The sequence below is a fragment of the Bradyrhizobium sp. USDA 4341 genome, assembly GCF_054063755.1.
The window spans coordinates 6,812,063-6,835,182 of record NZ_JBSSGO010000002.1 but is presented as its reverse complement, the minus strand read 5'-3'; the positions used below and the strand labels follow the sequence as shown (position 1 = coordinate 6,835,182).

The 23,120-nt window shown below is 64.4% G+C and carries 26 protein-coding genes; 14 read left to right on the top strand and 12 right to left on the bottom strand.

The features are described from left to right. The first annotated feature begins 74 nt into the window (after positions 1 to 74). Positions 75 to 1,301 carry an OpgC family protein gene (locus ACVIGB_RS38350; RefSeq protein WP_456718800.1) on the top strand — a complete coding sequence of 409 codons (1,227 nt, stop codon included), beginning with the start codon at positions 75 to 77 and terminating at the stop codon, positions 1,299 to 1,301. A 141-nt stretch (positions 1,302 to 1,442) separates the two neighbouring features. On the opposite strand, the gene ACVIGB_RS38345 is transcribed toward ACVIGB_RS38350, so the two are convergent. Next, the gene (locus tag ACVIGB_RS38345) at positions 1,443 to 2,222 is read right to left on the bottom strand and encodes an alpha/beta fold hydrolase (RefSeq protein ID WP_342726624.1); all 780 of its coding nucleotides are present in this window, start codon (positions 2,220 to 2,222) and stop codon (positions 1,443 to 1,445) included. 541 nt (positions 2,223 to 2,763) lie between these two features. On the opposite strand from ACVIGB_RS38345, the gene sciP reads away from it, so the two are divergent. The 6 genes from sciP to flbD all read left to right on the top strand — a co-directional run bounded on the left by sciP (position 2,764) and on the right by flbD (position 8,362). Then, positions 2,764 to 3,039, top strand: coding sequence for a CtrA inhibitor SciP (sciP, locus tag ACVIGB_RS38340; protein WP_002714638.1), 276 nt, complete (start codon positions 2,764 to 2,766; stop codon positions 3,037 to 3,039). Between the two features lie 227 nt (positions 3,040 to 3,266). Continuing rightward, positions 3,267 to 4,844: a flagellar basal-body MS-ring/collar protein FliF gene (gene fliF / locus ACVIGB_RS38335; RefSeq protein WP_456724975.1), complete on the top strand. Its 1,578-nt coding sequence runs from the start codon at positions 3,267 to 3,269 to the stop codon at positions 4,842 to 4,844. Position 4,845: 1 nt separating this feature from the next. Then, positions 4,846 to 5,931, top strand: coding sequence for a flagellar motor switch protein FliG (gene fliG, locus ACVIGB_RS38330; RefSeq protein WP_021077001.1), 1,086 nt, complete (start codon positions 4,846 to 4,848; stop codon positions 5,929 to 5,931). Continuing rightward, on the top strand, positions 5,931 to 6,554 hold the full coding sequence (locus ACVIGB_RS38325; protein WP_092117272.1) for a FliH/SctL family protein: 624 nt from the start codon (positions 5,931 to 5,933) through the stop codon (positions 6,552 to 6,554). Before fliG ends, ACVIGB_RS38325 begins: the two co-directional genes overlap by 1 nt. 18 nt (positions 6,555 to 6,572) lie before the next feature. Continuing rightward, positions 6,573 to 6,923, top strand: a complete 351-nt coding sequence (gene fliN / locus ACVIGB_RS38320) for a flagellar motor switch protein FliN (RefSeq protein WP_050631817.1) — start codon at positions 6,573 to 6,575, stop codon at positions 6,921 to 6,923. Between the two features lie 53 nt (positions 6,924 to 6,976). Beyond that, on the top strand, positions 6,977 to 8,362 hold the full coding sequence (gene flbD / locus ACVIGB_RS38315; protein ID WP_092117274.1) for a sigma-54-dependent transcriptional regulator FlbD: 1,386 nt from the start codon (positions 6,977 to 6,979) through the stop codon (positions 8,360 to 8,362). Positions 8,363 to 8,404: 42 nt separating this feature from the next. Here flbD and ACVIGB_RS38310 read toward each other — a convergent pair whose 3' ends face one another. Then, the gene (locus ACVIGB_RS38310) at positions 8,405 to 8,560 is read right to left on the bottom strand and encodes a hypothetical protein (protein WP_171947754.1); all 156 of its coding nucleotides are present in this window, start codon (positions 8,558 to 8,560) and stop codon (positions 8,405 to 8,407) included. A gap of 135 nt (positions 8,561 to 8,695) precedes the next feature. Here ACVIGB_RS38310 and ACVIGB_RS38305 point away from each other — a divergent pair, with 135 nt between their 5' ends. After that, complete coding sequence (locus ACVIGB_RS38305; RefSeq protein ID WP_456718801.1) at positions 8,696 to 9,073, top strand: hypothetical protein; 378 nt, start codon at positions 8,696 to 8,698, stop codon at positions 9,071 to 9,073. A 26-nt stretch (positions 9,074 to 9,099) separates the two neighbouring features. Here ACVIGB_RS38305 and ACVIGB_RS38300 read toward each other — a convergent pair whose 3' ends face one another. From ACVIGB_RS38300 to ACVIGB_RS38270, 7 genes are all read right to left on the bottom strand, one after another. Continuing rightward, positions 9,100 to 9,690, bottom strand: a complete 591-nt coding sequence (locus ACVIGB_RS38300) for a flavin reductase family protein (protein ID WP_456718802.1) — start codon at positions 9,688 to 9,690, stop codon at positions 9,100 to 9,102. A gap of 7 nt (positions 9,691 to 9,697) precedes the next feature. After that, positions 9,698 to 10,543: an ATP-binding cassette domain-containing protein gene (locus ACVIGB_RS38295; RefSeq protein WP_456724976.1), complete on the bottom strand. Its 846-nt coding sequence runs from the start codon at positions 10,541 to 10,543 to the stop codon at positions 9,698 to 9,700. 8 nt (positions 10,544 to 10,551) lie between these two features. Continuing rightward, positions 10,552 to 11,358, bottom strand: coding sequence for an ABC transporter permease subunit (locus ACVIGB_RS38290; protein ID WP_092117282.1), 807 nt, complete (start codon positions 11,356 to 11,358; stop codon positions 10,552 to 10,554). After that, positions 11,355 to 12,536: an FMNH2-dependent alkanesulfonate monooxygenase gene (gene ssuD, locus ACVIGB_RS38285; protein WP_456718803.1), complete on the bottom strand. Its 1,182-nt coding sequence runs from the start codon at positions 12,534 to 12,536 to the stop codon at positions 11,355 to 11,357. The genes ACVIGB_RS38290 and ssuD overlap by 4 nt, the downstream gene beginning before the upstream one ends. Further along, a complete protein-coding gene (locus ACVIGB_RS38280; protein ID WP_092117286.1) occupies positions 12,518 to 13,471 on the bottom strand; it encodes a sulfonate ABC transporter substrate-binding protein in 954 nt (317 codons plus the stop codon). The genes ssuD and ACVIGB_RS38280 overlap by 19 nt, the downstream gene beginning before the upstream one ends. Before the next feature lie 39 nt (positions 13,472 to 13,510). Next, on the bottom strand, positions 13,511 to 14,461 hold the full coding sequence (locus ACVIGB_RS38275; protein WP_456718804.1) for a sulfonate ABC transporter substrate-binding protein: 951 nt from the start codon (positions 14,459 to 14,461) through the stop codon (positions 13,511 to 13,513). A gap of 246 nt (positions 14,462 to 14,707) precedes the next feature. Beyond that, complete coding sequence (locus ACVIGB_RS38270) at positions 14,708 to 15,913, bottom strand: LLM class flavin-dependent oxidoreductase (protein ID WP_456718805.1); 1,206 nt, start codon at positions 15,911 to 15,913, stop codon at positions 14,708 to 14,710. Between the two features lie 219 nt (positions 15,914 to 16,132). On the opposite strand from ACVIGB_RS38270, the gene ACVIGB_RS38265 reads away from it, so the two are divergent. From ACVIGB_RS38265 to ACVIGB_RS38240, 6 genes are all read left to right on the top strand, one after another. Then, positions 16,133 to 17,242, top strand: a complete 1,110-nt coding sequence (locus ACVIGB_RS38265; protein ID WP_456718806.1) for an ATP-dependent DNA helicase — start codon at positions 16,133 to 16,135, stop codon at positions 17,240 to 17,242. A gap of 391 nt (positions 17,243 to 17,633) precedes the next feature. Further along, positions 17,634 to 18,350, top strand: coding sequence for a peptide-methionine (S)-S-oxide reductase MsrA (msrA, locus tag ACVIGB_RS38260; protein ID WP_456718807.1), 717 nt, complete (start codon positions 17,634 to 17,636; stop codon positions 18,348 to 18,350). 21 nt (positions 18,351 to 18,371) lie between these two features. Next, positions 18,372 to 18,785, top strand: a complete 414-nt coding sequence (msrB, locus tag ACVIGB_RS38255) for a peptide-methionine (R)-S-oxide reductase MsrB (RefSeq protein WP_212316107.1) — start codon at positions 18,372 to 18,374, stop codon at positions 18,783 to 18,785. 178 nt (positions 18,786 to 18,963) lie between these two features. Next, on the top strand, positions 18,964 to 19,341 hold the full coding sequence (locus ACVIGB_RS38250; RefSeq protein WP_456718808.1) for a hypothetical protein: 378 nt from the start codon (positions 18,964 to 18,966) through the stop codon (positions 19,339 to 19,341). Between the two features lie 137 nt (positions 19,342 to 19,478). Beyond that, complete coding sequence (locus tag ACVIGB_RS38245) at positions 19,479 to 19,643, top strand: DUF3309 family protein (RefSeq protein WP_016844323.1); 165 nt, start codon at positions 19,479 to 19,481, stop codon at positions 19,641 to 19,643. Between the two features lie 222 nt (positions 19,644 to 19,865). Continuing rightward, entirely contained in the window at positions 19,866 to 20,156 is a 291-nt protein-coding gene (locus ACVIGB_RS38240) for a hypothetical protein (protein ID WP_092117298.1), read from the top strand. Positions 20,157 to 20,267: 111 nt separating this feature from the next. Here the strand turns inward: ACVIGB_RS38240 and ACVIGB_RS38235 are convergent, their stop codons facing one another. From ACVIGB_RS38235 to ACVIGB_RS38225, 3 genes are all read right to left on the bottom strand, one after another. Continuing rightward, the gene (locus ACVIGB_RS38235) at positions 20,268 to 20,819 is read right to left on the bottom strand and encodes a DUF4112 domain-containing protein (protein WP_456718809.1); all 552 of its coding nucleotides are present in this window, start codon (positions 20,817 to 20,819) and stop codon (positions 20,268 to 20,270) included. A gap of 206 nt (positions 20,820 to 21,025) precedes the next feature. After that, complete coding sequence (locus tag ACVIGB_RS38230) at positions 21,026 to 21,394, bottom strand: Crp/Fnr family transcriptional regulator (RefSeq protein ID WP_456718810.1); 369 nt, start codon at positions 21,392 to 21,394, stop codon at positions 21,026 to 21,028. A 63-nt stretch (positions 21,395 to 21,457) separates the two neighbouring features. Continuing rightward, on the bottom strand, positions 21,458 to 22,978 hold the full coding sequence (locus ACVIGB_RS38225) for an inorganic phosphate transporter (RefSeq protein ID WP_456749281.1): 1,521 nt from the start codon (positions 22,976 to 22,978) through the stop codon (positions 21,458 to 21,460). Positions 22,979 to 23,120 lie beyond the last annotated feature (142 nt).

Genomic DNA, 23,120 nt, shown 5'->3' with positions numbered 1-23,120 from the left:
TGCTGTGCCCGACGTGGCCGTGCGCATGCCAGACAGATCGACAGATGCATGACCGAACCCACACCTCGAAGCGATTGATCGGCGAAACTCCGCCGGAATTCAGATCGACCGACCGCGACCCGCGCATCGACGTCTGCCGCGGGATCGCGTTATGGTGGATCTTTCTCGACCACATTCCAAATAACGTCGGAAGCTGGCTGACGCTGCGCAACTACGGCTTCTGCGATGCCGCCGAAATATTCATGTTCATTTCGGGCGTGACCTGCGCGCTGGCCTACGGCGGAGCACGTCAGCGTGACGGCTGGAGAGGCATGATCGGCCGTTCGCTGCGGCGGGGATGGGATATCTATGCCGCCTTTCTCTTGCTCGCGCTCGCTTGCGCCGTGCTCGTCTACGTCGCGGGCAGCGATCGTCTCGCCGACGACAGCAATACGCGGGTTCTGTTCGAGCGTCCGGGCGCGACGCTTGCGCACGCCGCAATCCTGCAATTCCGCCCTGTCAATACCGATGTCTTGCCAGTCTTTGTGATCTGCCACGTGTTGTTCGCACCGTTGTTGTGGCTGCTGCTGCGCGCACCAAACGTGACGCTTGGCCTTTCGCTGTTGCTTTATGCGCTGGTGCACGTCTTCGGCTGGCACGTTCCCGCCTGGCCCGACGGCGTCTGGTTCTTCAACCCGCTGGCATGGCAGTTTCTGGTCGTACTGGGCGCATGGTACGTCATCGAGGGGAACACAATCCGGGATTGGATAACGTCGCGCCCTGCGCTGGTCCTTTCCACTCTCTTTCTCGCGATGAGCCTGGTTCTTGCACTCGGCCAGCACGTCAAGCCGGTGGTGCCGCAGGCTTTGACGGACCTGCTATTTCCATTGGACAAATCGAATCTGAGCCCGTTGCGGCTGCTGCATTTCCTGGCTCTCGCGATCGTGGCGTCATGGCTCGTTCCCGCGGGTTGGCGAGGACTATCGACGCCGATGCTGCGTGGCGCGCGGTGCTGCGGCGAGAATTCGCTACCGATCTATTGCCTCGGCGTCCTCCTGGCGCTGGTCAGCCAGTTTGATCTGTTCAACATCTCGAACCGGCCTGCGATGCAGATCGCGCTCAGTCTCGGCGGCGTCTTGATGATGACCGCCGTCGCGGCGCTCCTGAACGCGCTCAGCACCAAGCGCAAGCCTGTGGTGGGCGCAGTTGATCGGAAAATGCCCACCGCCGCTACAAATCAGAAGGTTGAGGATCGCGCACGCAGGACCGTTCTTGATGCACAGCTGAGAGCCGTCACCGCTCCGTCGACGTACTGCCCTTGATGAAATTTGGATCGTGCCGGACATCGGCTGTTTGCCACGTTCGGCCGCACACGCATTCGCGACGCAACCATTCCGACCTCTCCCCACACGCGGGGAGAGGCGAAACGGAGTTCGCTGCCGAAGCACGCTTGCCGCCGACACTCACTCCGACCGGCCCGCGGCCTCGAGGATCAGCCGCGCAATCGGCTCGGGCTGCGAGATCAGCGCAAGATGACTGGCCTTCACCTCGATCGTGGTCGCGCCCATCCGCTTGGCCATGAAGCGTTCGAGATCCGGATTGATCGTGCGGTCCTCGGCCGAGACGGCGTAGTAGCTCGGCTTGCTGCGCCAGGCCGCGTGGCTGGTCTTGCCTGCCAGCAATTGCTTGTGGAACGGCTGCTGCACGGCATAGAGCACCTTCGCCTTGGCTTCCGGGATGTCGCCGGCGAAATCGCGCAGGAACGCCTCTTCGCTCAGCCGGCCCTCGTCGCCATCGAACACGATGCCGGCGCTCGCGGGCGGCGTCGGGTAGGTTTTGGCCAACGCGGTGTAGTCCTCATCCGCATCGGGTGCGCGCGCGGCGACATAGACCAGCGCCGAAACATTCGGATGCACGCCGGCCTCGGTGACGATCATGCCGGAGAAGGAATGGCCGACCAGAACGGTCGGGCCATCCTGGCGATCGAGCACACGCTGCGCCGATGCGACCGCTTCCGGCAGCGTGGTCAACGGATTTTGCACGGATGTCACATTGAGCCCCGCGGCCTGCAAGCGCGGAATGACCTCGGACCAGCACGAGCCGTCGGCGAACAGGCCGTGCACCAGCACGACGTTGCGCGCCTTCACCGGCGGCTGCGTTGCGGCGATGCCGCGCGAGGACACCAGCGAAGCTGCCGCTCCGGCAAGCAAGGCGGTCGAGAAAGTGCGTCTGTTCATCATCATGACAAGTGCTCGGATGGAGTGATTGGGAAACGCGCCCACCTGCGGTGAGCGGACAACGACTCCTACGCAAGGGAGAGCGCGTCGTTACGGCGCTACGCTGTTGTCAAAGAGAAGTGATGACGGTCCGTCCGGCAATCTTTCGTCACACGTCGTGACGCGCGACGAGATTGCGAAAGCGAGTTTCAATTGATCATCTCGCCCGGGGCCACCCCTCTCCCCAACCCTCCCCTCAAGGGGGGAGGGAGCCCGATAAGTGTGCTCATCTCACGTTGAGCAACCCAATTACATGTGAGGGACGCACTGGCGGACGGGTTCCCTCCCCCCTTGCGGGGGAGGGTTAGGGAGAGGGATGCAGCTTGTTCCGCTGCCCGACAAGAGGCCCACAACCGGCACCGCGCGGCTCCCAAGCGCCCCGTCCGCCGCCCTGTTCCCGGCCGTTCCAACGAGATTCGTATTGAACGCTTGGGCTTAGGCAAATTTTAAACCGGTGGGCGTAGGTTACCTATCGCGAGTTCAGTGGTTGAGAGTTTGTGAGTACGCCATGACAGAACCCCATCGCCCGAGGGTGAAATACGTCATCGGGCCTGACGGCAGCCCGTTAACGATTGCGGACCTGCCGGCCCCCGGTACCAAGCGGTGGGTCATCCGCCGCAAGGCCGAAGTCGTCGCTGCGGTCCGCGGCGGCCTGCTCTCCCTTGAGGAGGCTTGCAGCCGCTACACGTTGACCGTCGATGAGTTCCTTTCCTGGCAGTTCTCCATCGACCAGCATGGTCTGGCCGGACTGCGCACCACACGTATCCAGCAGTACCGGCAGTAAGTTTCTCCTAAAGAGTGGTATTTGACGAAAACCGGCCTCGCTTTGCGAAGCCGGTTTTTTTCATGTCCGCGTTTTTGCCGCGGTTCTTAACCTTCGTTAACCATATGGAAACCATACCCTAGGCAATATTTGCCCAGTCGGACCCGCGTGGGCCGAATCCCTGGGGGCCGTTGGTGCAAAGTCTGGTTGCTTTCTTCAGAGGTCTTGGTGCGGCCCGCCTCGCGGCCATGGTTGCGGTCACCGCGGCCCTGATCGGTTTCTTCGCGTTCGTCATCATGCGCGTCACCACGCCACAGATGACCACCCTCTTCACCGACCTGTCGACCGAGGATTCCTCGGCCATTATCAAGGAGCTGGAGCGCCAGGCGATCCCGTTCGAGCTGCGCAGCGACGGCGCCGCGATCATGGTGCCGAAGGACAAGGTGACGCGGCTCCGGATGAAGCTCGCCGAGGGCGGCATGCCCAAGGGCGGCGGCGTCGGCTACGAGATCTTCGACAAGTCGGACGCGCTCGGCACCACGAGCTTCGTCCAGAACATCAATCATCTGCGGGCGCTGGAGGGCGAGCTCGCCCGCACCATCCGCGCCATCGACCGCGTCCAGGCCGCGCGCGTTCACCTCGTGCTGCCGGAAAAGCCGCTGTTCTCGCGCGAGACGCCGGAACCATCGGCCTCGATCGTGCTCCGGGTGCGCGGCGCGCTGGAGCCGCAGCAGATCCGCGCGATCCGCCACGTCGTCGCCTCCGCCGTCAACGGGCTGAAGCCGCAGCGGGTCTCGATCGTCGACGAGGCCGGCCAGCTGCTCGCCGACGGCGCCCAATCCGATGCCGATGCCGCGGTCGGCGACGAGCGACGCGCCGCCTTCGAAAAGCGGATGCGCAAGCAGGTCGAGGACATCGTCTCCTCGGTGGTCGGCGCCGGGCGCGCCCGCGTCCAGCTCTCCGCGGACTTCGACTACAACAAGATCACCCAGACCTCGGACAAGTTCGACCCCGAAGGCCGCGTGCTGCGCTCGACCCAGACCCGCGAGGAATCGAGCCTCACCGCCGACAATTCCGGCCAAGTCACCGTCAACAACGAATTGCCGGGCAACCAGAACCAGGACAACGCCGCCCGCGCCCGCGACCAGAGCAAGAAGAGCGAGGAAACCAACAATTACGAGATTTCCCGCACCACCAAGACCGAGGTGACCGAGGCCGGCCGCGTCAACCGCATCTCGGTCGCGGTGCTGGTCGACGGCGCCTACGCCAAGAACGAAAAAGGCGAGATGGTCTACCAGGACCGCACCAAGGAGCAGCTCGACCGCATCGCCGCCCTGGTCCGCTCTGCGATCGGCTTCGACCAGAAGCGCGGCGACCAGGTCGAGGTCGTCAACCTCCGCTTCGCCGAGCCGCCGACCGCGCAGCCGATCCCAGAGCCGACCGGCCTGCTCGGCATGCTGCAATTCACCAAGGATGACGTGATGTACGTCATCGAGCTCGGCGTCATGATGATGCTCGGCCTCGTCGTGCTGTTCATGGTGGTCCGCCCGCTGGTCAAGCGCATCGTGGCGGCAGACGTGATCCCGGCGCTCGGCGGCGGCGCGGGCCTGCCCGCACTGGCCGAAGCCCATGCCGAGAGCGCCGGTGCATCCGGCCAGGCGCTGATCCCGAGCAGCAGCGGCGCGGCACAGTTGATCGACGTCGCCCAGATCCAGGGCCAGGTCCACGCCCAGGCCGTGCACCGGGTCGGCGAACTCGCCGAGCGCAATCCGAACGAAACCGTCTCCATCGTCCGTCAATGGCTGAGCGAGCCGGTAGAGAACTGACATGGCCGCCGTACCCCAGACCACCAACGCCAACGACATCGCCACCGTCCTCTCGACGCTGGCGAACCGGCAGAGCGCCCGGCCCAAGGGCAAGCCGCTGCCCGGCCCGAAGCGCGCCGCGATCCTGATGCTCGCGCTCGGCGAGCAATATGGCGGCAAGATCTGGTCGATGCTCGACGACGAGGAGGTCCGCGAGCTGTCGGTCCACATGTCGACGCTCGGCACCGTCGAGGCCGACGTGGTCGAGGACCTGATGCTGGAATTCGTCTCGCGGATGTCGGCCTCCGGCGCGCTGATGGGCAATTTCGACGCCACCGAACGGCTGCTGCAGCAATATCTGCCGGCCGAGCGCGTCACCGGCATCATGGACGAGATCCGCGGGCCCGCCGGGCGCAACATGTGGGAGAAGCTCTCCAACGTGCAGGAAGAGGTGCTCGCCAACTACCTCAAGAACGAATACCCGCAGACCATCGCCGTGGTGCTGTCGAAACTGAAGCCGGAACACGCCGCGCGCGTGCTGGCGATCCTGCCCGAGGACATCGCGCTCGACGTGGTCGGCCGCATGCTGCGGATGGAGGCGGTGCAGAAGGAAGTGATCGAGCGCGTCGAGCAGACGCTGCGCACCGAGTTCATGTCCAACCTGTCGCAGACCCGCCGCCGCGACGCCCATGAGGTGATGGCCGAGATCTTCAACAATTTCGACCGCCAGACCGAGACCCGCTTCATCACCTCGCTGGAAGAGGAAAATCGCGAATCCGCCGAGCGCATCAAGGCGCTGATGTTCACCTTCGACGACCTGATCAAGCTCGATTCCGCCTCGGCCCAGACGCTGATGCGCAACATCGACAAGGACAAGCTCGGCGTCGCGCTGAAGAGCGCCAACGAGGAGGTGCGCAGCTTCTTCCTCGGCAACATGTCCTCCCGCGCCGGCAAGATGCTGATGGACGACATGGCCGCGATGGGCCCGGTGCGCCTGCGCGACGTCGACGAGGCCCAGGCGCTGCTGGTCAACCTCGCCAAGGACCTCGCCGCCCGCGGCGAGATCACCCTGACCAAGAACCGCGCCGACGACGAGCTGGTGTACTGATGGCCGCGCCCGCAAAATTCCTGTTCGACACAGACTTCTCGGCGCCAGACCGTTCGCGCGAGCGCGCCCCGACCCCGGCTGAGGTCGCGCAGAAGGTCGCCGACGCCGAGGCGCGGGCCTATCGCGCCGGCTATGAGGCGGCGCTGCGCGAGGCCAAGGTCGAGAGCGACCGCCGCGCGGCGCAGGCGCTGGAAGAGATCGGCACCGCGATCAAGGGCATCGCCGCCCGCTTCGCCGGCATCGAGACCCGGATGGAAACCGAGGCCGTCGATGTCGCGGTCGCGGTCGCCCGCAAGCTCTGCTCCGAACTGGTCGCACGCGAGCCGCTCGGCGAGATCACGGCGCTGGTCTCCGACTGCTTCTCGCATCTGGTGGCGACGCCGCATCTCGTGGTCCGCATCAATGACGCGCTCTACGAGGCGGCGCAGGACAATATCGAGCGGGTCGCAGCGCATTCCGGCTTCCAGGGCCGGCTGGTCATCCTCGCCGAGCCCACGATTGCGACCGGCGACTGCCGGATCGAATGGGCCGACGGCGGCGTGGTGCTGGAGCGCGCCGCGATCGAAGGCAAGATCAACGAACTCGTCGGGCGCTATCTGGCGTCCCGCAGCCAGACCGGCTGAAGGATTGAGGGCTGAACCATGAGCGACACCGACACCCAAGTCCCGCTTCCCGATCTCAACGCCGCCGACGCGCCCGGGATCGACGACATCGGCTACAACGAGGACGAAAATGCCGCGCGCATCGCCGCCGATCTCGAGGCCGTGTTCGACGTGCCGGTGCAGGTCTCGGCGGTGCTCGGCCGCTCCAAGATGGACGTCGGCGACCTGCTGAAGCTCGGACCGGGCACCGTGCTCGAGCTCGACCGCCGCGTCGGCGAGGCGATCGATATCTACGTCAACAACCGCCTGGTGGCGCGTGGTGAAGTGGTGCTGGTGGAAGACAAGCTCGGCGTGACCATGACCGAAATCATCAAGGCAGAACGCTCGTAACAACCAGACGGTAGCGCGCGGAACCTGCGCGACCAGACGAACAGGAGATCATCATGCGGCTTCTCATCGTTGGCACCCTGAAGGGCCAGCTCACGACCGCGACCAAGATCGCGATGGATAACGGCGCCTCGGTGACCCACGCCGAGGCCGCCGAGCAGGCGATGAACGTGCTGCGCAGCGGCAAGGGCGCCGACCTCCTGCTGGTCGATGTCGGCCTCGACATCCGCGACCTCGTGATGCGGCTCGAGGCCGAACACATCCACGTGCCGATCGTCGCCTGCGGCATCTCCAACGATGCCCGCGCCGCGGTCGCCGCGATCCATGCCGGCGCCAAGGAATACATCCCGCTGCCGCCCGACCCCGAGCTGATCGCAGCGGTGCTCGCCGCGGTCGCCAACGACGCGCGCGACCTGATTTATCGCGACGAGGCGATGGGCCGGGTGATCAAGCTCGCGCAGCAGATCGCGGGCTCCGACGCCTCCGTGATGATCACCGGCGAGTCCGGCACCGGCAAGGAGGTGCTGGCGCGCTATGTCCATTCCCGCTCGGCCCGCGCCAAGCGGCCGTTCATCTCGATCAACTGCGCGGCGATCCCCGAGCACCTGCTGGAATCCGAACTGTTCGGCCATGAGAAAGGCGCCTTCACCGGCGCGGTGGCCCGCCGCATCGGCAAATTCGAGGAAGCGACCGGCGGCACGCTGCTGCTCGACGAAATCTCCGAGATGGATGTCCGGCTGCAGTCCAAGCTGCTGCGCGCGATCCAGGAGCGCGTGATCGACCGCGTCGGCGGCACCAAGCCGGTTCCGGTCGACATCCGCATCATCGCGACCTCGAACCGCAATCTGTCGGAGGCGGTGCGCGAAGGCAGCTTCCGCGAGGACCTGCTGTTCCGCCTCAACGTCGTCAATCTGAAGATCCCGCCGCTGCGCGATCGTCCGGCCGACATCCTCGAACTGGCGCAGCATTTTGCCAAGAAATATGCCGAGGCCAACGGCGTAGCGATCCGCCCGATCTCGACTGAGGCCCGCCGCGTCCTGACCGCGAATCGCTGGCAGGGCAACGTCCGCGAGCTCGAGAACACCATCCATCGCTCGGTCCTGATGGCGCAGGGCGACGAGATCGGTGCGGACGCGATCCTGACCCCCGATGGCGACCGTCTCGACCTCGCCAAGACCGCACCCGCAGTCGCGCACGCCACGCTGGCCGCCGAGCAGGTCACCCGCGCGCTGGTCGGCCGCACCGTTGCCGACGTCGAACGCGATCTGATCCTGGAAACGCTGAAGCACTGCCTCGGCAACCGCACCCATGCCGCCAACATCCTCGGCATCTCGATCCGCACGCTCCGCAACAAGCTGAACGAATATGCCGACGGCGGCATCCCCATCACCCCGGCCGGCAATGGCGCGCCCGACTATCAGCGCATGGCGAGCGCCGGCTGAGAAAGAGGAGCGGTGGGGCGATCCCGCCGCGACTGCCGCGCCTCACGAATAGTTGGGCGCATCGGGCTTGCGAAAGATCCGGATCGGATCGCCGGGTGTGATGTCGCGGCCGGTGAAGGTCACATACGCATAGAGCGCAAGATACGCGACCGCGATTGCGCCGACGAGATAGAACAGCCAAGCTCCCACGCGCTTCATCGAACCGTCACGTCTCCGAAACATCCGCGGCTTTTAGTGCGCTTGCCGGCAAAGCGCCACGGCCAACATGCCGCGCGGGCGGTTGCCTTATTCAATCTCCTATTGTGTTTCTATTTTAGACAACTGGAGAGTGATATGGCCCTTTACGCGCAGACCAGCGGCACCCTGTCCACCACCTCCGCGACGTTCACGGCGATGCAAGGCCTCAGCCTGACGATCCCGGAGGGCGTCGGCACCACCGCGATCATCACCCTCAACGTTCCGAATCCCTACGCCACCGGCAACGATATCCCGGGCGGCATGTTCGGCATCACCGTCAATGGCGCGGTCTCGCCGGTGGTCGCGAGCTTCACCTATAACGAGACCCCGTCGAGCTTTGGCCGCATCCCGACCACGCTCGTCGTCGGCATTCCACTGGGCAATTCGGCTCAGACCATCCAGGCCGTATGGGCCGGCGTCCGCGGCAGCAATGTGATCATCGACAGCCCGGCGTCGCTGAGCGCAGTCTTCTAAAGGCTGATCCGGACCAGCAACGGGTGCTAGCGCACGCGCCGGGGATGAACGTGACGTGACGGCAGGCTGACCTCGGCCAGCCTGGCGGCGTCTTCGTCGCGGTCGATCGCGACGTATTCGCCGTGCCAATACGCCAACGCGGCGGTGCGCTCCGATGCGATCACATCGAGCACGCGACCGATGACGATCGCGTGCGAATGCCGCTCGATGACCTCCTCGACCTCACAGTCGATCGCAGCCAGTGCCCCGACCAGCAACGGCGCGCCTGAGGCGCGCGTCGTCCATTCGGCTCCAGTGAACCGGTCGGCGCCCTTCAGGCCGCCCTTGCCGGTGAAACGCTCGGCGATCTCGAGCTGATCCGCGGTCAGGATGTTGACGCCGAACACGCCATGGCGCGCGATCAGCGGCCATGACGAGGCAGCGCGGTTGATGCTGACGACCAGCGACGGCGGCTCGACCGACAGCGACGACACCGATGTCACCGTCATTCCCGAGATTTCCTTGCCCCGGCCGGCCGTGATGACGCTAACACCGCCGGTCAGATGGCGCATCGCGCCGCGGAACTCGGTGGCGGAGACCGCGGGCTCGATCGAAACATTACGGACAACGGAATTCATGGCGACCTCACAGATCGGACGTGTCTTCGCTGCCCTCGAGCAGGTGCTTCAGGATCTCGCCTTCCAGCGCGGCGAGCTCGGCCGAACCGCGCCGGCGCGGCCGCGGCAGGTCGATCGTGACATCCTCGGCGATCCGGCCGTCCTCGATGACCAGCACCCGGTCGGCGAGCGCGACCGCCTCGGCGACATCGTGCGTCACCAGGATCGCGGTAAAACCCTGGTCGCGCCAGACCCGCTCCAGCAATTGCTGCATCGAGATCCGGGTCAGCGCATCGAGCGCACCGAGCGGCTCGTCGAACGCCAGCACGCGCGGCTGGGAGACCAGCGCCCGCGCCAGGGCCACGCGCTGCTTCTGGCCGCCGGAGAGCACCGCCGGCCACTCCCCGCGCTTGTCGCCGAGGCCGACCTCGACCAGCGCGCGCTCGGCGCGCGCCTGCGCGTCGGCAGATGAGCGCTCGCGCCCCAGCCCCACCTCGACATTGGACAGCACCCGCGCCCAGGGCAGCAGGCGCGGCTCCTGGAACATGACGCGGACATCCTGCGCCCGAGGTTCTTCACCGAAGGCGATGCTTCCTGCCGTCGGCGCGTCGAGGCCGGCGATCAGGCGCAGCAGCGTGCTCTTGCCGCAGCCGCTGCGGCCGACGATCGCGACGAACTGGCCGGCCGGGATGTGCAGGTCGACGCCGCGCAGCACCTCATTGTCGCCGAACGCCTTGCGCAAGCCGCGGATGGTCAGCGACAGGCCGCGAGCCGCGCCTTCCGCCACGCGCCGCAAATGCCGCGCCTTCACGACAATGTCGGCGTGGTCAACCGGTTCGGCGTCGACGGGCTGGAAACGAAGCGCTTCTTGCATTCTCATTCTCACTTCTTCTGGAAGGCGGGGTGCCACGACAGGGTCAGCCGCTCCAGCGCCCGCGAGGCGCTGTCGGCGAGCTTGCCGAGCAAGGCGTAGATCAGGATCGAGAGCACGACGACGTCGATCAGCATGAACTCGCGCGCCTGCATCGCCATGTAGCCGAGGCCGGACGAGGCCGCGATCGTCTCGGCGACGATCAGCGTCAGCCACATGATGCCGAGCGCGAAGCGCAGCCCGACGAAGATCGAGGGCAGCGCACCCGGGAAGATCACCCGGCGGAACAGCTCGCCGTCAGTCATGCCGTAGATGCGGCCCATCTCGATCAGCTGCGGATCGACGGTGCGGATACCGTGCAGCGTGTTGAGATAGATCGGGAAGAACACGCCGAGCGCGACCAGGAACAGCTTTGCCGACTCGTCGATGCCGAACCACAGGATGACGAGCGGGATCAGCGCCAGATGCGGGATGTTGCGCACCATCTGCAGCGTGGTGTCGGTGAGCTTCGCCGAGAGCTGCGACAGCCCGTTGGCGAGCCCGAACGCAAAGCCGATACCGCCACCGATCACGAAGCCGATCGAGGCACGCCAGAAGCTGACCCAGATGTTGCGAACCAGTTCGCCCGAGAGCAGCAGCTTCCACCCGGCGAGCGCGACATCGGTCGGCGCCGGCAGCACGCGCGAGGGAACAAAACCGGTGACGCAGGCAAGCTGCCAGACCAGCACGATCGCAAGCGGCACGATCCAGGGGATCAGGCCGTCGACCTTCGGTAGCTTGGGCGCGCCGACGCGCGGAAGACTGTCAATGAGACTCATGATTGCGATGCCTGCTTCTGCGGACGGTAGTCGTTGCCGATGGTTTCTCCGAACGGCCCGGTGTTGACGCGGATCGGCGTCACGTTGCCCGGCTGCGCCAGCGACAGCAGCGGGAACACCAGCTCGCCGAACCGATAGGCTTCCTCGAGATGCGGGTAGCCCGACATGATGAAGGTATCGACGCCGACGTCCTGATACTCCTTGATCCGCGCGGCGACGGTCTGCGGATCGCCGACCAGCGCGGTGCCGGCGCCGCCGCGCACCAGGCCGACGCCGGCCCAGAGGTTCGGGCTGATCTCGAGCTTGTCGCGCCGTCCGCCATGCAGCTGCGCCATGCGCTGCTGGCCGACCGAATCCATCCGCGCGAAGATCTTCTGCGCGGCAACGATGGTGTCGTCGGTGACGTACTGGATCAGTTCGTCGGCGGCGCGCCACGCCTCCGCGTTGGTCTCGCGCACGATCACATGCAGGCGGATGCCGAACGAGAGCTTGCGGCCGCGTTGCGCGGCAACAGCCTTCACCTTGGCGATCTTCTCGGCGACCTGCGCCGGCGGCTCGCCCCAGGTCAGGTATTTGTCGACGGTGTCGACCGCGACGTCTATGCCGGCGTCCGACGAGCCGCCGAAATACAGCGGCGGGCGCGGCGACTGCACCGGATTGAACAGCAGGCGGCCATCCTCGATCCGGATGTGCTTGCCTTCGACATTGACCGTCTTGCCTGCCAGCAGATCGCTGTAGACGTTGAGGAACTCGCGCGTCACCGCGTAGCGTTCGTCGTGGTCGAGGAAGATGCCGTCGCCCTTGTTCTCGATCGGATCGCCGCCGGTGACGACGTTGATCAGCAGGCGGCCGTTCGACAGCCGGTCCAAGGTCGCGGTCATCCGTGCAGCGACGCTCGGCGACTGCAGGCCGGGCCTGACCGCCACCAGATAGCGCAGGCGCTCAGTCCAGGGCGCGACGGCTGATGCCACCACCCAGGAGTCCTCGCAGCTCCGCCCGGTCGGCAGCAGCACGCCGTAATAGCCGAGCTGGTCCGCGGCCTGCGCGATCTGCCGCAGATAGTTGAAGTTCACCTCGCGGCCGCCAATCGACGTGCCGAGATAACGGCTGTCGCCGTGGGTCGGCAGGAACCAGAGGATGTTGGCGTTGGTTGCGGTGCTCACGTGCCCGGTCTCCATGCGACGTCGGAAATCTTGATTTGTTTGGGGATCAGGCCGAGCGCGAAGAACGTGTCGGCGACCTGTTGCTGATCCGCGATCACGGTGTCGGTGACCGGCTTGATGCCGTAGGCCTGCCGCTTCAGCGCGACCTCGACCACCGGGACCGACAGGCCGATGCTCGGCGCGAGCTGTTCGGCGACGGCGTGGATGTCGCCCTTGGCCCAGTCATCGACCTCGCTCAGCTGCGCCAGCACGAGCTCGACGATCTTCGGATCGGTCTGCAGGAACTTCTTCGAGGCGAAGTAGAATTGATAGTTCGCGACGATGCCGGTGCCGTCTGCAACGGTGCGGGCGCCGGTCGCAGCTTCCGCCGCGGCCTGGAACGGATCCCAGATCACCCAGGCATCGACCGCGCCGCGCTCGAACGCCGCGCGTGCATCGGCCGGCGCCAGGAACACCGGCTCGATCTCGGAATATTTGACGCCGGCTTTCTCCAGCGCCTTCACCAGCAGATAGTGGACATTGGAGCCCTTGTTCAGCGCGACCTTCTTGCCCTTCAGATCGGTGACCGACTTGATCGGACTGTCCTTCGGCACCAGGATCGCCTCGCCTTTCGGCGCCGGCGGCTCATAGGCGACATACTGGATCGGTGCGCCGGCGGCCTGCGCGAAGATCGGCGGCGCCTCGCCGGTGTTGCCGAAATCGATCGCGCCGACATTGAGCGCTTCAAGCAGCGGCGGCCCGGACGGAAACTCGGTCCACACCACCTTGGTGCCGACTGATTTCAGCTTCTCCTCGAGCGAGCCCTTGCTCTTCAGCAGCACCAGCTTGCCGTATTTCTGATAGCCGATGCGGACGACTTTCTCCTGGCCGTAGGAGGCGCCGACGGTGGCGGCGACGATGCTGACCGACAGCACCGCGCGGGCGACCCAGCGCCGAAATAAACGCGTCATGGGAATGTCCTCTGCATATGAATTGACCAAACGCGCCGATCAGGTCTGGGTGTTGCGCCAGACGATGTCGCGGATCGCGATCTGCCTTGGGATCAGGCCGAGCTTGAAGAAGCGGTCGGCGACGCCCTGCTGGGTCGCAATGATGTCGTCGGTCACGGGGCCGACCGAGAAGCCGGCGCGCTTTGCCGCGATGGTCTGGATATCCAGCGGCACGCCGGTGACGGCGGCCAGCGATTTCGCGACCTCGTCGGGGTGCGCCTCTGCCCATTTCGCCGTCGATGTCGTGACATCGACGATCTGCTGCAGGAGGGCACCGTGCTTGTTCGCGAAATCGCGGTTGGCGATGTAGAACGCGTTGGTCTTGGTGATATCGCTGCTCTTGACCAGAATGCGACCGTTCTGCCTGGTCTCGGCGATCGCAAAATACGGATCCCAGATCGCCCAGGCATCGATGCCGCCATTGGCAAAGGCAGGACCTGCGTCCGGCGGCGTCAGATAGACCGGGGTGATGTCGTCATAGGTCAGCCCGGCCTTCTCCAGCGTCTGGATCACGACGTTGTGCGCGCTGGATCCCTTGGTGAAGCCGACCCGCTTACCCTTGAGATCGGCGATGGCGGTGATTGCCGAATTCTGCGGCACCAGGATGCCGGAGCCATTGATGATGGGCTGCGCGGCGGCATAGACGATGGCCGCGCCCGCGGCCTGCGCGAAGATCGGCGGGGAATCGCCGACCGCGCCGTAATCGACGCTGCCGACATTCATCGCCTCCATCATCGGCGGACCCGAGGAGAACTCGACCCACTTCACGCTGACGCCCTGCGGCTTGAAATGATTTTCCAGGGCCTCACGCTGGCGCGTGATAACGAGCACGCCGTTCTTCTGGTAGCCGATACGAATTTCCTTCGCGTCCGCCTGGGCCTGCGCGCGCCCTGACAGCGCAGCAGCAGCGGCTGTGGCAAGCGACAGCTGGAGGAACTCACGACGCTTCATTCCAAGACTCTCCTGACGATCAAGCGCGTTTCTCAACACGCGATCATGCGATGTCAGGATGATGGGGCGCGCGAATGAAGCTGTCGAGCACCGCACAAAAATAGCGATATCAGCACTTCGGTGCGGGCATCGCGCGTGCCGTTTCGTTCAAGGCGCAGGTCGCGCGTAGCGAATTATTTTCTTCACGCGATCGCGAGGTCGCTGCACGGGAGCGTTTTCGAGCGAAGCGGATACCGGTTCGCGCTATCAGCCCGCGGCTGCGGTCTTCGGGCCGACATTGACCGCGAGTTTACCGTAGCGGTCCGAGAACGCCTGGGTGTCGATCTCCTCGAGCTGGATCGAACCGTCAAGCACGCCCGTCTTCCAGGCATCGTGCTCGGGATCGTGCTGGAACTCCGGCATCACTTCCTTGCCGAACAATTCGAGCGACTCGCAGATGTGCTCATGGGTGTTCTTGCCGGCCTGGTTGAGCAGGATCACCTGGTCGATATGCGAGGCGCGGAAGCGCCGTAGCTTCTTAGCGATCGTTTCCGGCGAGCCGATCAGGCCGCCGCGCAATGCGGCCTCCTGCGCCTCGGGATTCTCGCGCTTCCACTTGTTGTACTCGTCCCACATGTTGACGGTGCCGGGCGCCGGCCGCTGCCGGTTCTGCGCCTGGCCGTAATAGCGCAGCGCGAACTGGAAGAAGGTCGCGCCGTCGGCGCGCTTGCGCGCCTCTTCATCGGTCTCGGCGCACATGAAGAACGAGACCAGCGCCATATTGGGATTGATCTCGTAGTCGGCGAGCTTCTTCAGCCGCTTGGTGATCGCGTTGTAATAGGCGTGCACCCAGGCATGCGCCGCCTCGGCGCTGACGAACTGGAAGCCGAGCGCACCAAACCCATTCTGCCCGGCGCGCTCGATCGTCGGCAGTTGCGAGCAGGCCATCCAGAGCGGCGGATGCGGCTTCTGCACCGGCTTCGGCACGACATTGCGCAGCGGGATGTCGAAATACTTGCCGTGATGTTCGGTGCCGACCTTGGTGAACATCGGGAAGATCGCACTCACCGCCTCCTCGAACACCTCGCGCTTGGTCTCCATGTCGCGGCCGAACGGCGTCAATTCGGTGATCGAGGCGCTCTCGCCCATGCCGAACTCGCAGCGGCCGTTGGAGAGCAGATCGAGCACCGCCACCCGCTCGGCGACGCGCGCGGGATGATTGGTGGTGAGCTGGAAGATGCCGTGGCCGAGCCGAATGTTCCTGGTGCGCTGGCTCGCGGCGGCGAGGAAGGATTCCGGCGCCGGCGAGTGCGAATATTCCTCGAGGAAGTGATGCTCGACGACCCAGGCGTAGTCGTAGCCGAGCCGGTCCGCGGTCTCCAATTGTGTCAGCGCGTTCTGGTAGAGCCTGAGCTCGTCGCCGTCTTTCCAGGGGCGCGGCAGTTGCAGCTCGTAAAAGATGCCGAATTTCATGGCGTCACTCCCAAGGTCGCGTGCTTGACCATTTGTTGTGGTCCCCGACCATTTGTTGTTTTACGGCAGTCTAGTGCCACAGCACCCCAAGTCTAGCCTCGGGGACGAAACCCCAATTCCGCGTAGCGGAAGCCGGCTTGATCGGAACGCACGAATGGTTAGCTTGCAACGAGCTGAGTCGCGGCGTTATTGATCGCGCGCTCACCCTTCCGAAAGCTCATGACCAGCTTTACGCCGCACCAGGACTCCGCGCTGAAAGCCGTTGCCGACTGGCTGAAAGCCAAGCCCGGCCAGAATGGGACGCCGCCGGTATTCCGCCTGTTCGGCTATGCCGGAACCGGCAAGACCACGCTCGCCCGCCACATCGCCGAAGGCGTCGACGGCGAGGTGAAGTTCGCGGCCTTCACCGGCAAGGCGGCGCTCGTGATGCGCAACAAGGGTTGCGACAGCGCCTCCACGATCCATTCCCTGATCTACCGCGCCCGCGAGTCGGGCGTCGAGCAGCCGAGCTTTGAATTGTGGGACGATGCACCGGCATCAAAAGCGAAGCTGATCGTGATCGACGAATGTTCGATGGTCGACGCCGAGCTCGGCCGCGACCTGATGTCATTCGACTGCCCGCTGCTGGTGCTCGGCGACCCCGCGCAATTGCCGCCGATCCAGGGCGGCGGCTTCTTCACCGACGCCGAGCCCGACGCGATGCTGACCGAGGTGCATCGACAGGCGCAGGACGATCCGATCGTGCGGATGTCGATGGATATCCGCGAGGGCCGCGAGCTCGAGATCGGCCGCCATGGCGAGAGCGAGGTGGTCTCGCGCAAGGAGCTCGATCCCGACCGCGTGATGAGGGCCGACCAGGTGCTGGTCGGTCGCAACAACACCCGCCGCGCCTACAACATGCGGGTGCGGCAGCGGCAGAACATCGAGGATCCCCTCCCCGTCGCCGGCGACAAGCTGGTCTGCCTGCGCAACAACCGCAAGAAGGGCCTGTTCAACGGCGGACTGTGGCGGGTCAAGGCGCGCGCGCAGTCGAAGTCGAAGATCATCACCATGCGCGTGATGCCGGACGAGGATTTCGGCTACAAGGTCACCAAGGTCTCGGTGCGCGGCGAATGTTTCGACGGCGGCGTCGAGGGCGTGCCGTGGGAGCAGCGCAAGCCCTATGACGAGTTCGACTACGGCTATGTGCTGACCGTGCACAAGTCGCAGGGCTCGCAATGGGACGACGTCGTGCTGTTCGACGAGAGCTTTGCGTTCCAGGACTCGCGCGCGCGGTGGCTGTATACGGGCATCACGCGGGCGGCGAAGCGGCTGAGCATCGTGGTGTGAAGGCCCCGCAGGCGCCGACGTCATCCTGACAGCAGGTGAGCGTATGCCTCGCAGGCGGGACCAACCTTCAGCGTCGTCCTGGCGAAAGCCAGGACCCATTACCCCGCCTGCTTGTTGTTGCGGGACGCTGGGCCACGATCCCGCCTACAGTTACATTTGGTGGTTATGGGTCCTGGCTTTCGCCAGGACGACGGGCGTCGAGAGGCCGCGGGCAAAAATCCATCACCGTCATCCCTGAACCTCGCTGATTTCCCTCACGAAACCGTGTGGCCGGCGCCGTAACAAAACGCTCCCTCGCCCGTATTTTGAAGCGTCGGAGCAGCCCGGCCCGATTTGCCAATGCCGGCTCCCGCTCTAGACTGGCCCCCAATTGCGATCTCACGAGGAACCCATGCCCAAAAGCTCCCTCAGCCGCCTCTCGCTTTGCGCCGCCGCGATCGGCGCGCTGGCCGTTGCCGCTTTTGCGGTTGCGCCCTCGCTTGCCGCCGAGGACGCCGTGGTCATCCCGGCGCCGGCCGCGAGCGCGCTGGAAACCGGCATCAAGACCGCGGTGCTTGCCGGCGGCTGCTTCTGGGGTGTGCAGGGCGTGTTCCAGCACACCGCCGGCATCGTCAGCGCGGTGTCCGGCTACTCCGGTGGCAGCAAGGCGAATGCTGATTACGAGAAGGTCTCGACCGGTACCACCGGCCACGCCGAATCCGTCGAAATCAAGTACGACCCGCAGAAGATCTCCTACGGCAAGATCCTGCAGATCTTTTTCTCCGTCGTGCACGACCCGACCCAGCTGAACCGCCAGGGGCCCGACTCCGGCACGCAGTATCGCTCGGCGATCTTCACGACCAGCGACGAGCAGAAGAAGGTGGCGGATGCCTATATTGCCCAGCTCAACGCCGCCAAGGTCTACAAGAAGCCGATCGTCACCAAGGTCGGCGCGCTGGAGGCGTTCTATCCGGCGGAGGGCTACCACCAGGACTACCTGACGCTGCACCCGAACCAACCCTATATTGCGTATAACGACATCCCGAAGGTCGAGAACCTGAAGAAGATCTTCGCGGAGAATTACATCGAGAAGCCGACGCTGGTGAGCAGCACCAAGGTCACCAACTGAGCATCTCGCAAAGGAGGTTGAATGTCCGATACCAAAACCGACGGCAAGGTCCGCAAGAGCGAGGCCGAGTGGCGCAAGGAATTGACGCCGATGCAGTACGCCGTGCTGCGGGAGAAGGCGACCGAGCGGCCCTTCACCGGCGAATATGAGCATGATCCGCGCAAGGGCACCTATGTCTGCGCCGGCTGCGGGCAGCCGCTGTTCGAGTCCGACCAGAAGTTCGATTCCGGCTGCGGCTGGCCGAGCTTCTCCAAGCCCGCGGCCGAGAGCCATGTCGACGAGGAGCACGATGTGAGCCACGGCATGGTCCGCACCGAGGTGCTGTGCTCGAAATGCGACGGCCATCTCGGCCATGTCTTCAACGACGGCCCCGGCCCCACCGGCCTGCGCTACTGCATCAACTCGGCGGCGCTGAAGCTGAACGAGAAGAAGTAGCAGCTGCCGCTCTGCGATGGATTGCCGGGTCAAGCCCGGCAATGACAATGGCGGGTCCGGCAAATATCCCGCTCTCCCGTCGAACAATTTCTCCGCCCCGCGCGACCAAGAACCGGTCGCGCGGGGTTTTGTTTTGGCGCGGCCGTCCGTCCGCGCGCGTAAATACAAGGAAATTTTGATGTCGCCAATTCCAGCAAAGCTTTTGTTTGGTCTCGGTCTTGCCAGCTTCATCATCGGGAGCGCGGTGAGCATGCCGGCGTTCGCCGCCGACAAGATCTCGCTGTTCAAGGTCATCACCTCCAAGGACGAAATCGTCATCGGCCTGACGGACGCCGACCTCGCGCAGGTCGAGGGCCAGAATGCCGGCGGCATCGCCAAGATGCTGGTCGCCAAGGGCTCGATGAGCGTCTGGCAATACGCCGTGCACAAATCCGCTTCCGGCGAGCTCGAACAGGCGCCGCTGCACAAGATCGGCCTGATCGCCAGCGACTCACTGCGGGTCGAGCCCTATCCGACGCCCCTGAAGGTGCTGCCGATCGACGAAAGCAAGAAATAGCCGCCCCGGCGCCCAACAACATCCTCGTGATCGGCCGGCGGCCTTAACGACTCGTGCCCCGGAATGTGCTTTGCTCGGAATTCGCGGGGCCGTAGGCGTCTCGCCGTGCGGCTGCCGCCTGTTCTGAGGAGGGCGCCATGTCGCTTGGACTGATCCTCATCATCCTCCTGCTGATTATCCTGCTGGGCGGCTATAGCGGCCGCATCCGCGGCTACGGCTATGGTCTCGGCCACTCCGGAATGGGCCTTTTCGGGGTGATTTTGATCGTGGTCGCGATCCTGGCCTGGCTCGACAAGATTTAATGGCTGTAAGCCATTGAAGTAAATGGAGTTATTTTGATTGACCGCGTGCCATGCGCGGATTCAGCATGTGCCCTGCCGGGGGCGCTTCTGGGGTCGCATTTTTGTCAAAGAGGCCTATATTAGGGATCGAAATGACATGTACGGCGCGCCGCCGATTATAGGCAGCCGTCCCCCAAAATCCCTTTCGCCGCTCTATGCCAAGAACACAAGAGGTCGTCGACCATGCGTCCCCTGCGTCCGTTCAACTATAACACGTCCGCTGAACTGTTCCCCGCCGCGATCCGCAAGAAGAAGCGGGCCGGCTTCGCCTATCGCCGTTTCGGCACTGCCGCCGAAGCCGTGCGCTTTGCGATGGAAGAGCTGCCGGCGGACTCGCTGAACGGCGCCTACCTCCAGGTCGAAGAAGCCCGTTTCGACCAGAACGGCATCCGTTCGCTATATGAGAGCGAAGGCTTCCCGCTGCCGCGCCGTCCGCGCCCCGAGCCGGCCCAGACCGACGCCGACGCTGCATAGACCTTCTACTCGTCGCTAACGAAAAGCCCTCGGACCGATCCGGGGGCTTTTGTTTTTGAGGGCTTTTTTTGGCGCATAATCTGACGGAAAACCGCTGCACACTTTTCCGGATTATGCGCGTCTCGGCTGCTTGTCGAGCCAGCGCCGCAGCATCCGCACATTGCGGATATTGGCGCGGAACATGACGTCGAAGGCATCGCCCGCCACCGGCACCATGCCGACCACGCCGTCGACCGCGACATTGGCAAGCATCCGCGCGGTGATGTGCCAGGGCGCACCCAGCAGACGGGCCTCGCGCACCAGCCACAGCGAGATCGCGGTGGTGATGAGATCGCCGATCACCGGGATCAGGCCGATCAGCCCGTCGATACCATAGCGGACATTGGTGCCCGGCACGACGAAGGCGACGTCGAGCAGCTTTGCGATCATCTCCAGCCGCGCGAGCCGCTCCTCGCGCGTCAGGTTGCCGAACGGGTTGGCGGTGGAGTTGCGGTAGTCGAAGCGGAAGGCTTGCTGAAAGCCTTGGAACTGCGGATGCAGCGGGCCATCGCCGAGCTCGCGCCCGTCCTGATCGATGACCTTGCCGCGCGCCTGCGCCCCGCCGAAGGGCGGTCGCGATCGCGTGGCGTGGGGGGAGAAAATGTCGTCCTCGGGCATGGCCATCACATGGTAACGCAGGCAGGTGGTTCAAGTTGCGTCACATTACCACTGTGTCACATTCAAGGCCGTTCAAGCCTCGTCACGTGCCCCGCGCCGCCGACAGCGTCAAGCCGAAGCGACGGCGGACGGAAATGTCCGCCGTTTTGCAACAATCAGCGAGAAGGTTTTCGCGCGAAGCGTGAACTGGCGAGATGCTCTGTTCGCCTCGCCTAATAGACGCCCTTGTTCATGGTTCTGAGCCGCTGGGCCAGCGTCCGCATCACCTTCAGGGCAAAATGCGGCGTCTGGCTGACGAGGAAGAGAAACTGCTTTTCCGAGACCGGGACGAGCTCGACATCCGTGAGCGCCGTGGCGGTCGCGCTCCTTGGCTCGTTGTCGATCAACGCCATTTCGCCAAAGATCGTGTCGGCCGGCAGGTCCGCCATGGTCTTGTTGCCGACCTGAATGCGCACATAGCCGCTCTTGATCACGAACAGCTCGTTGGCCTCCTCACCCTCGCGAAAAATAATGCCACCGGCTCGGACCAGGCGCGTTTCGATATCGTTGCCCGTCAGAAGGCTGAAGCTTGCATCTGCCACTCGAAATTCCTTTCCCCGAACCCGGATGCAGATCTCTTGCATCCGGTTGTCTTGCTACTTCGGCTAGAACAAATGCGCGAAAACAAAGTAGAGAATGCCTGAGATCAGCATCGCCACCGGCAGGGTCAGAACCCAGGCCATAGCAATGTTGCGGATTGTCGACCATTGCAGGCCGGACCCGTTTGCGGTCATGGTGCCTGCGATGCCGGACGATAGCACGTGCGTCGTCGACACCGGCAGGCCGTATCCGTCCGCCGCGGCGATGGTCGCCGCCGCCGTGATCTCGGCGCAGGCACCCTGCGCGTAGGTCAGATGGGTCTTGCCGATCTTCTCACCCACCGTCACGACGATCCGCTTCCAGCCAACCATCGTGCCGAGGCCGAGCGCGATCGCGACCGCAATCTTCACCCAGGACGGAATGAATTTGGTCGCGGCATCCAGCGAGCCCTTGTAGCGATTGAGCGTCGCGACATCGGCATCGTTCAGCCCGCTGTCGCTGCTCTTCATCAGCGAGCGCAGCGCCTCCGATACCAGATACATGTCGTTACGCGTGTTGCCGACGGTCTCGGCCGGAAATTTCGCCAGCGAACCGTACTGAATGACCTGGTCGCTGATTTCGCCGACGAGAACGGCGAGCGACGGATAGGTATCGTCGGTGAGTTGCCGAAGGGCGATGTAGTTCGTCACCGCCGGACGCGGATTGCCCGTCACCTTGCGATCGGCTCCCTTATCCTCGATCACCTTGCTCGCCGCCGCCGAATTCGCGGTGAATGCCGCGATCTGACTTGCAGGCATCGCGCGGTTGAGTGCGTAAGCGGTTGGGACCACGCCAATCAAGATGAGCATGATGAGACCCATGCCTTTTTGCCCGTCGTTCGATCCGTGAAAGAAGCTGACCAGGGTACAGGTCAGGATCAGGATGCCGCGGATCCACCACGGCGGCGGCTGATCGCCTTTCGGCTCGCCGAACAGCGCCGGCGTTGCGCGCAACAGCGCGGTTTTCAGCCCGTAGAGCAGGATGGCAGCGAGCGCAAATCCGAACAGCGGCGACAGCAGCAGCGCCTTGCCGGTGTTGACGGCCTGCGACCAGTCCACGCCGGACGTCCCTTCCCTTCCGTGCATCAGGGCATTCGCGATACCCACGCCCATGATCGATCCGATCAGGGTGTGCGAACTCGAGGCAGGCAAACCAAAATACCAGGTACCCACGTTCCAGATGATGGCGGCGATCAGCAGCGCAAACACCATCGCGAAGCCGGCGCTGCTGCCGACCTGAAGGATCAGTTCGACCGGCAACAGCGAGACGATGCCGAAGGCAACCGCACCACTGGAGAGCAGGACACCGATCAGATTGAAGAGCCCCGACCAGACCACGGCAATGTGGGCCGGCATCGAGCGCGTGTAGATCACGGTCGCGACGGCGTTCGCCGTGTCGTGAAAGCCGTTGACGAATTCGAATCCGAGCGAGATCAGCAGCGCCACGAACAGCAGCAGGAACGCGAGATACGAGGTCTTGCCGGCGCCGGTGGCGCCAACGTCTGCGTAGATGCTGTAGGCCACGAACAGCAGCGCGGCGCCGATCACGCCGAGATAGATGATGCCGGTGAGAGGATGAAAACCTTTCCTTCCTCGAGATCGGGCCCGCCGCTACGCGCAGGCTCGATCGAACCAGGTAACGCTACATCGCTCATGGATCGCCCTCACAGCCGCGGGAGGACAAAAGCGG

Bases quoted from the DNA above. Each gene is read 5' to 3' on its own strand.
- ACVIGB_RS38345 (WP_342726624.1), bottom strand. From the start codon at position 2,222: ATGATGATGAACAGACGCACTTTCTCGACCGCCTTGCTTGCCGGAGCG.
- sciP (WP_002714638.1), top strand. From the start codon at position 2,764: ATGACAGAACCCCATCGCCCGAGGGTGAAATACGTCATCGGGCCTGAC.
- fliF (WP_456724975.1), top strand. From the start codon at position 3,267: ATGGTTGCGGTCACCGCGGCCCTGATCGGTTTCTTCGCGTTCGTCATC.
- fliG (WP_021077001.1), top strand. From the start codon at position 4,846: ATGGCCGCCGTACCCCAGACCACCAACGCCAACGACATCGCCACCGTC.
- ACVIGB_RS38325 (WP_092117272.1), top strand. From the start codon at position 5,931: ATGGCCGCGCCCGCAAAATTCCTGTTCGACACAGACTTCTCGGCGCCA.
- fliN (WP_050631817.1), top strand. From the start codon at position 6,573: ATGAGCGACACCGACACCCAAGTCCCGCTTCCCGATCTCAACGCCGCC.
- flbD (WP_092117274.1), top strand. From the start codon at position 6,977: ATGCGGCTTCTCATCGTTGGCACCCTGAAGGGCCAGCTCACGACCGCG.
- ACVIGB_RS38310 (WP_171947754.1), bottom strand. From the start codon at position 8,560: ATGAAGCGCGTGGGAGCTTGGCTGTTCTATCTCGTCGGCGCAATCGCG.
- ACVIGB_RS38305 (WP_456718801.1), top strand. From the start codon at position 8,696: ATGGCCCTTTACGCGCAGACCAGCGGCACCCTGTCCACCACCTCCGCG.
- ACVIGB_RS38300 (WP_456718802.1), bottom strand. From the start codon at position 9,690: ATGAATTCCGTTGTCCGTAATGTTTCGATCGAGCCCGCGGTCTCCGCC.
- ACVIGB_RS38295 (WP_456724976.1), bottom strand. From the start codon at position 10,543: ATGCAAGAAGCGCTTCGTTTCCAGCCCGTCGACGCCGAACCGGTTGAC.
- ACVIGB_RS38290 (WP_092117282.1), bottom strand. From the start codon at position 11,358: ATGAGTCTCATTGACAGTCTTCCGCGCGTCGGCGCGCCCAAGCTACCG.
- ssuD (WP_456718803.1), bottom strand. From the start codon at position 12,536: ATGGAGACCGGGCACGTGAGCACCGCAACCAACGCCAACATCCTCTGG.
- ACVIGB_RS38280 (WP_092117286.1), bottom strand. From the start codon at position 13,471: ATGACGCGTTTATTTCGGCGCTGGGTCGCCCGCGCGGTGCTGTCGGTC.
- ACVIGB_RS38275 (WP_456718804.1), bottom strand. From the start codon at position 14,461: ATGAAGCGTCGTGAGTTCCTCCAGCTGTCGCTTGCCACAGCCGCTGCT.
- ACVIGB_RS38270 (WP_456718805.1), bottom strand. From the start codon at position 15,913: ATGAAATTCGGCATCTTTTACGAGCTGCAACTGCCGCGCCCCTGGAAA.
- ACVIGB_RS38265 (WP_456718806.1), top strand. From the start codon at position 16,133: ATGACCAGCTTTACGCCGCACCAGGACTCCGCGCTGAAAGCCGTTGCC.
- msrA (WP_456718807.1), top strand. From the start codon at position 17,634: ATGCCCAAAAGCTCCCTCAGCCGCCTCTCGCTTTGCGCCGCCGCGATC.
- msrB (WP_212316107.1), top strand. From the start codon at position 18,372: ATGTCCGATACCAAAACCGACGGCAAGGTCCGCAAGAGCGAGGCCGAG.
- ACVIGB_RS38250 (WP_456718808.1), top strand. From the start codon at position 18,964: ATGTCGCCAATTCCAGCAAAGCTTTTGTTTGGTCTCGGTCTTGCCAGC.
- ACVIGB_RS38245 (WP_016844323.1), top strand. From the start codon at position 19,479: ATGTCGCTTGGACTGATCCTCATCATCCTCCTGCTGATTATCCTGCTG.
- ACVIGB_RS38240 (WP_092117298.1), top strand. From the start codon at position 19,866: ATGCGTCCCCTGCGTCCGTTCAACTATAACACGTCCGCTGAACTGTTC.
- ACVIGB_RS38235 (WP_456718809.1), bottom strand. From the start codon at position 20,819: ATGGCCATGCCCGAGGACGACATTTTCTCCCCCCACGCCACGCGATCG.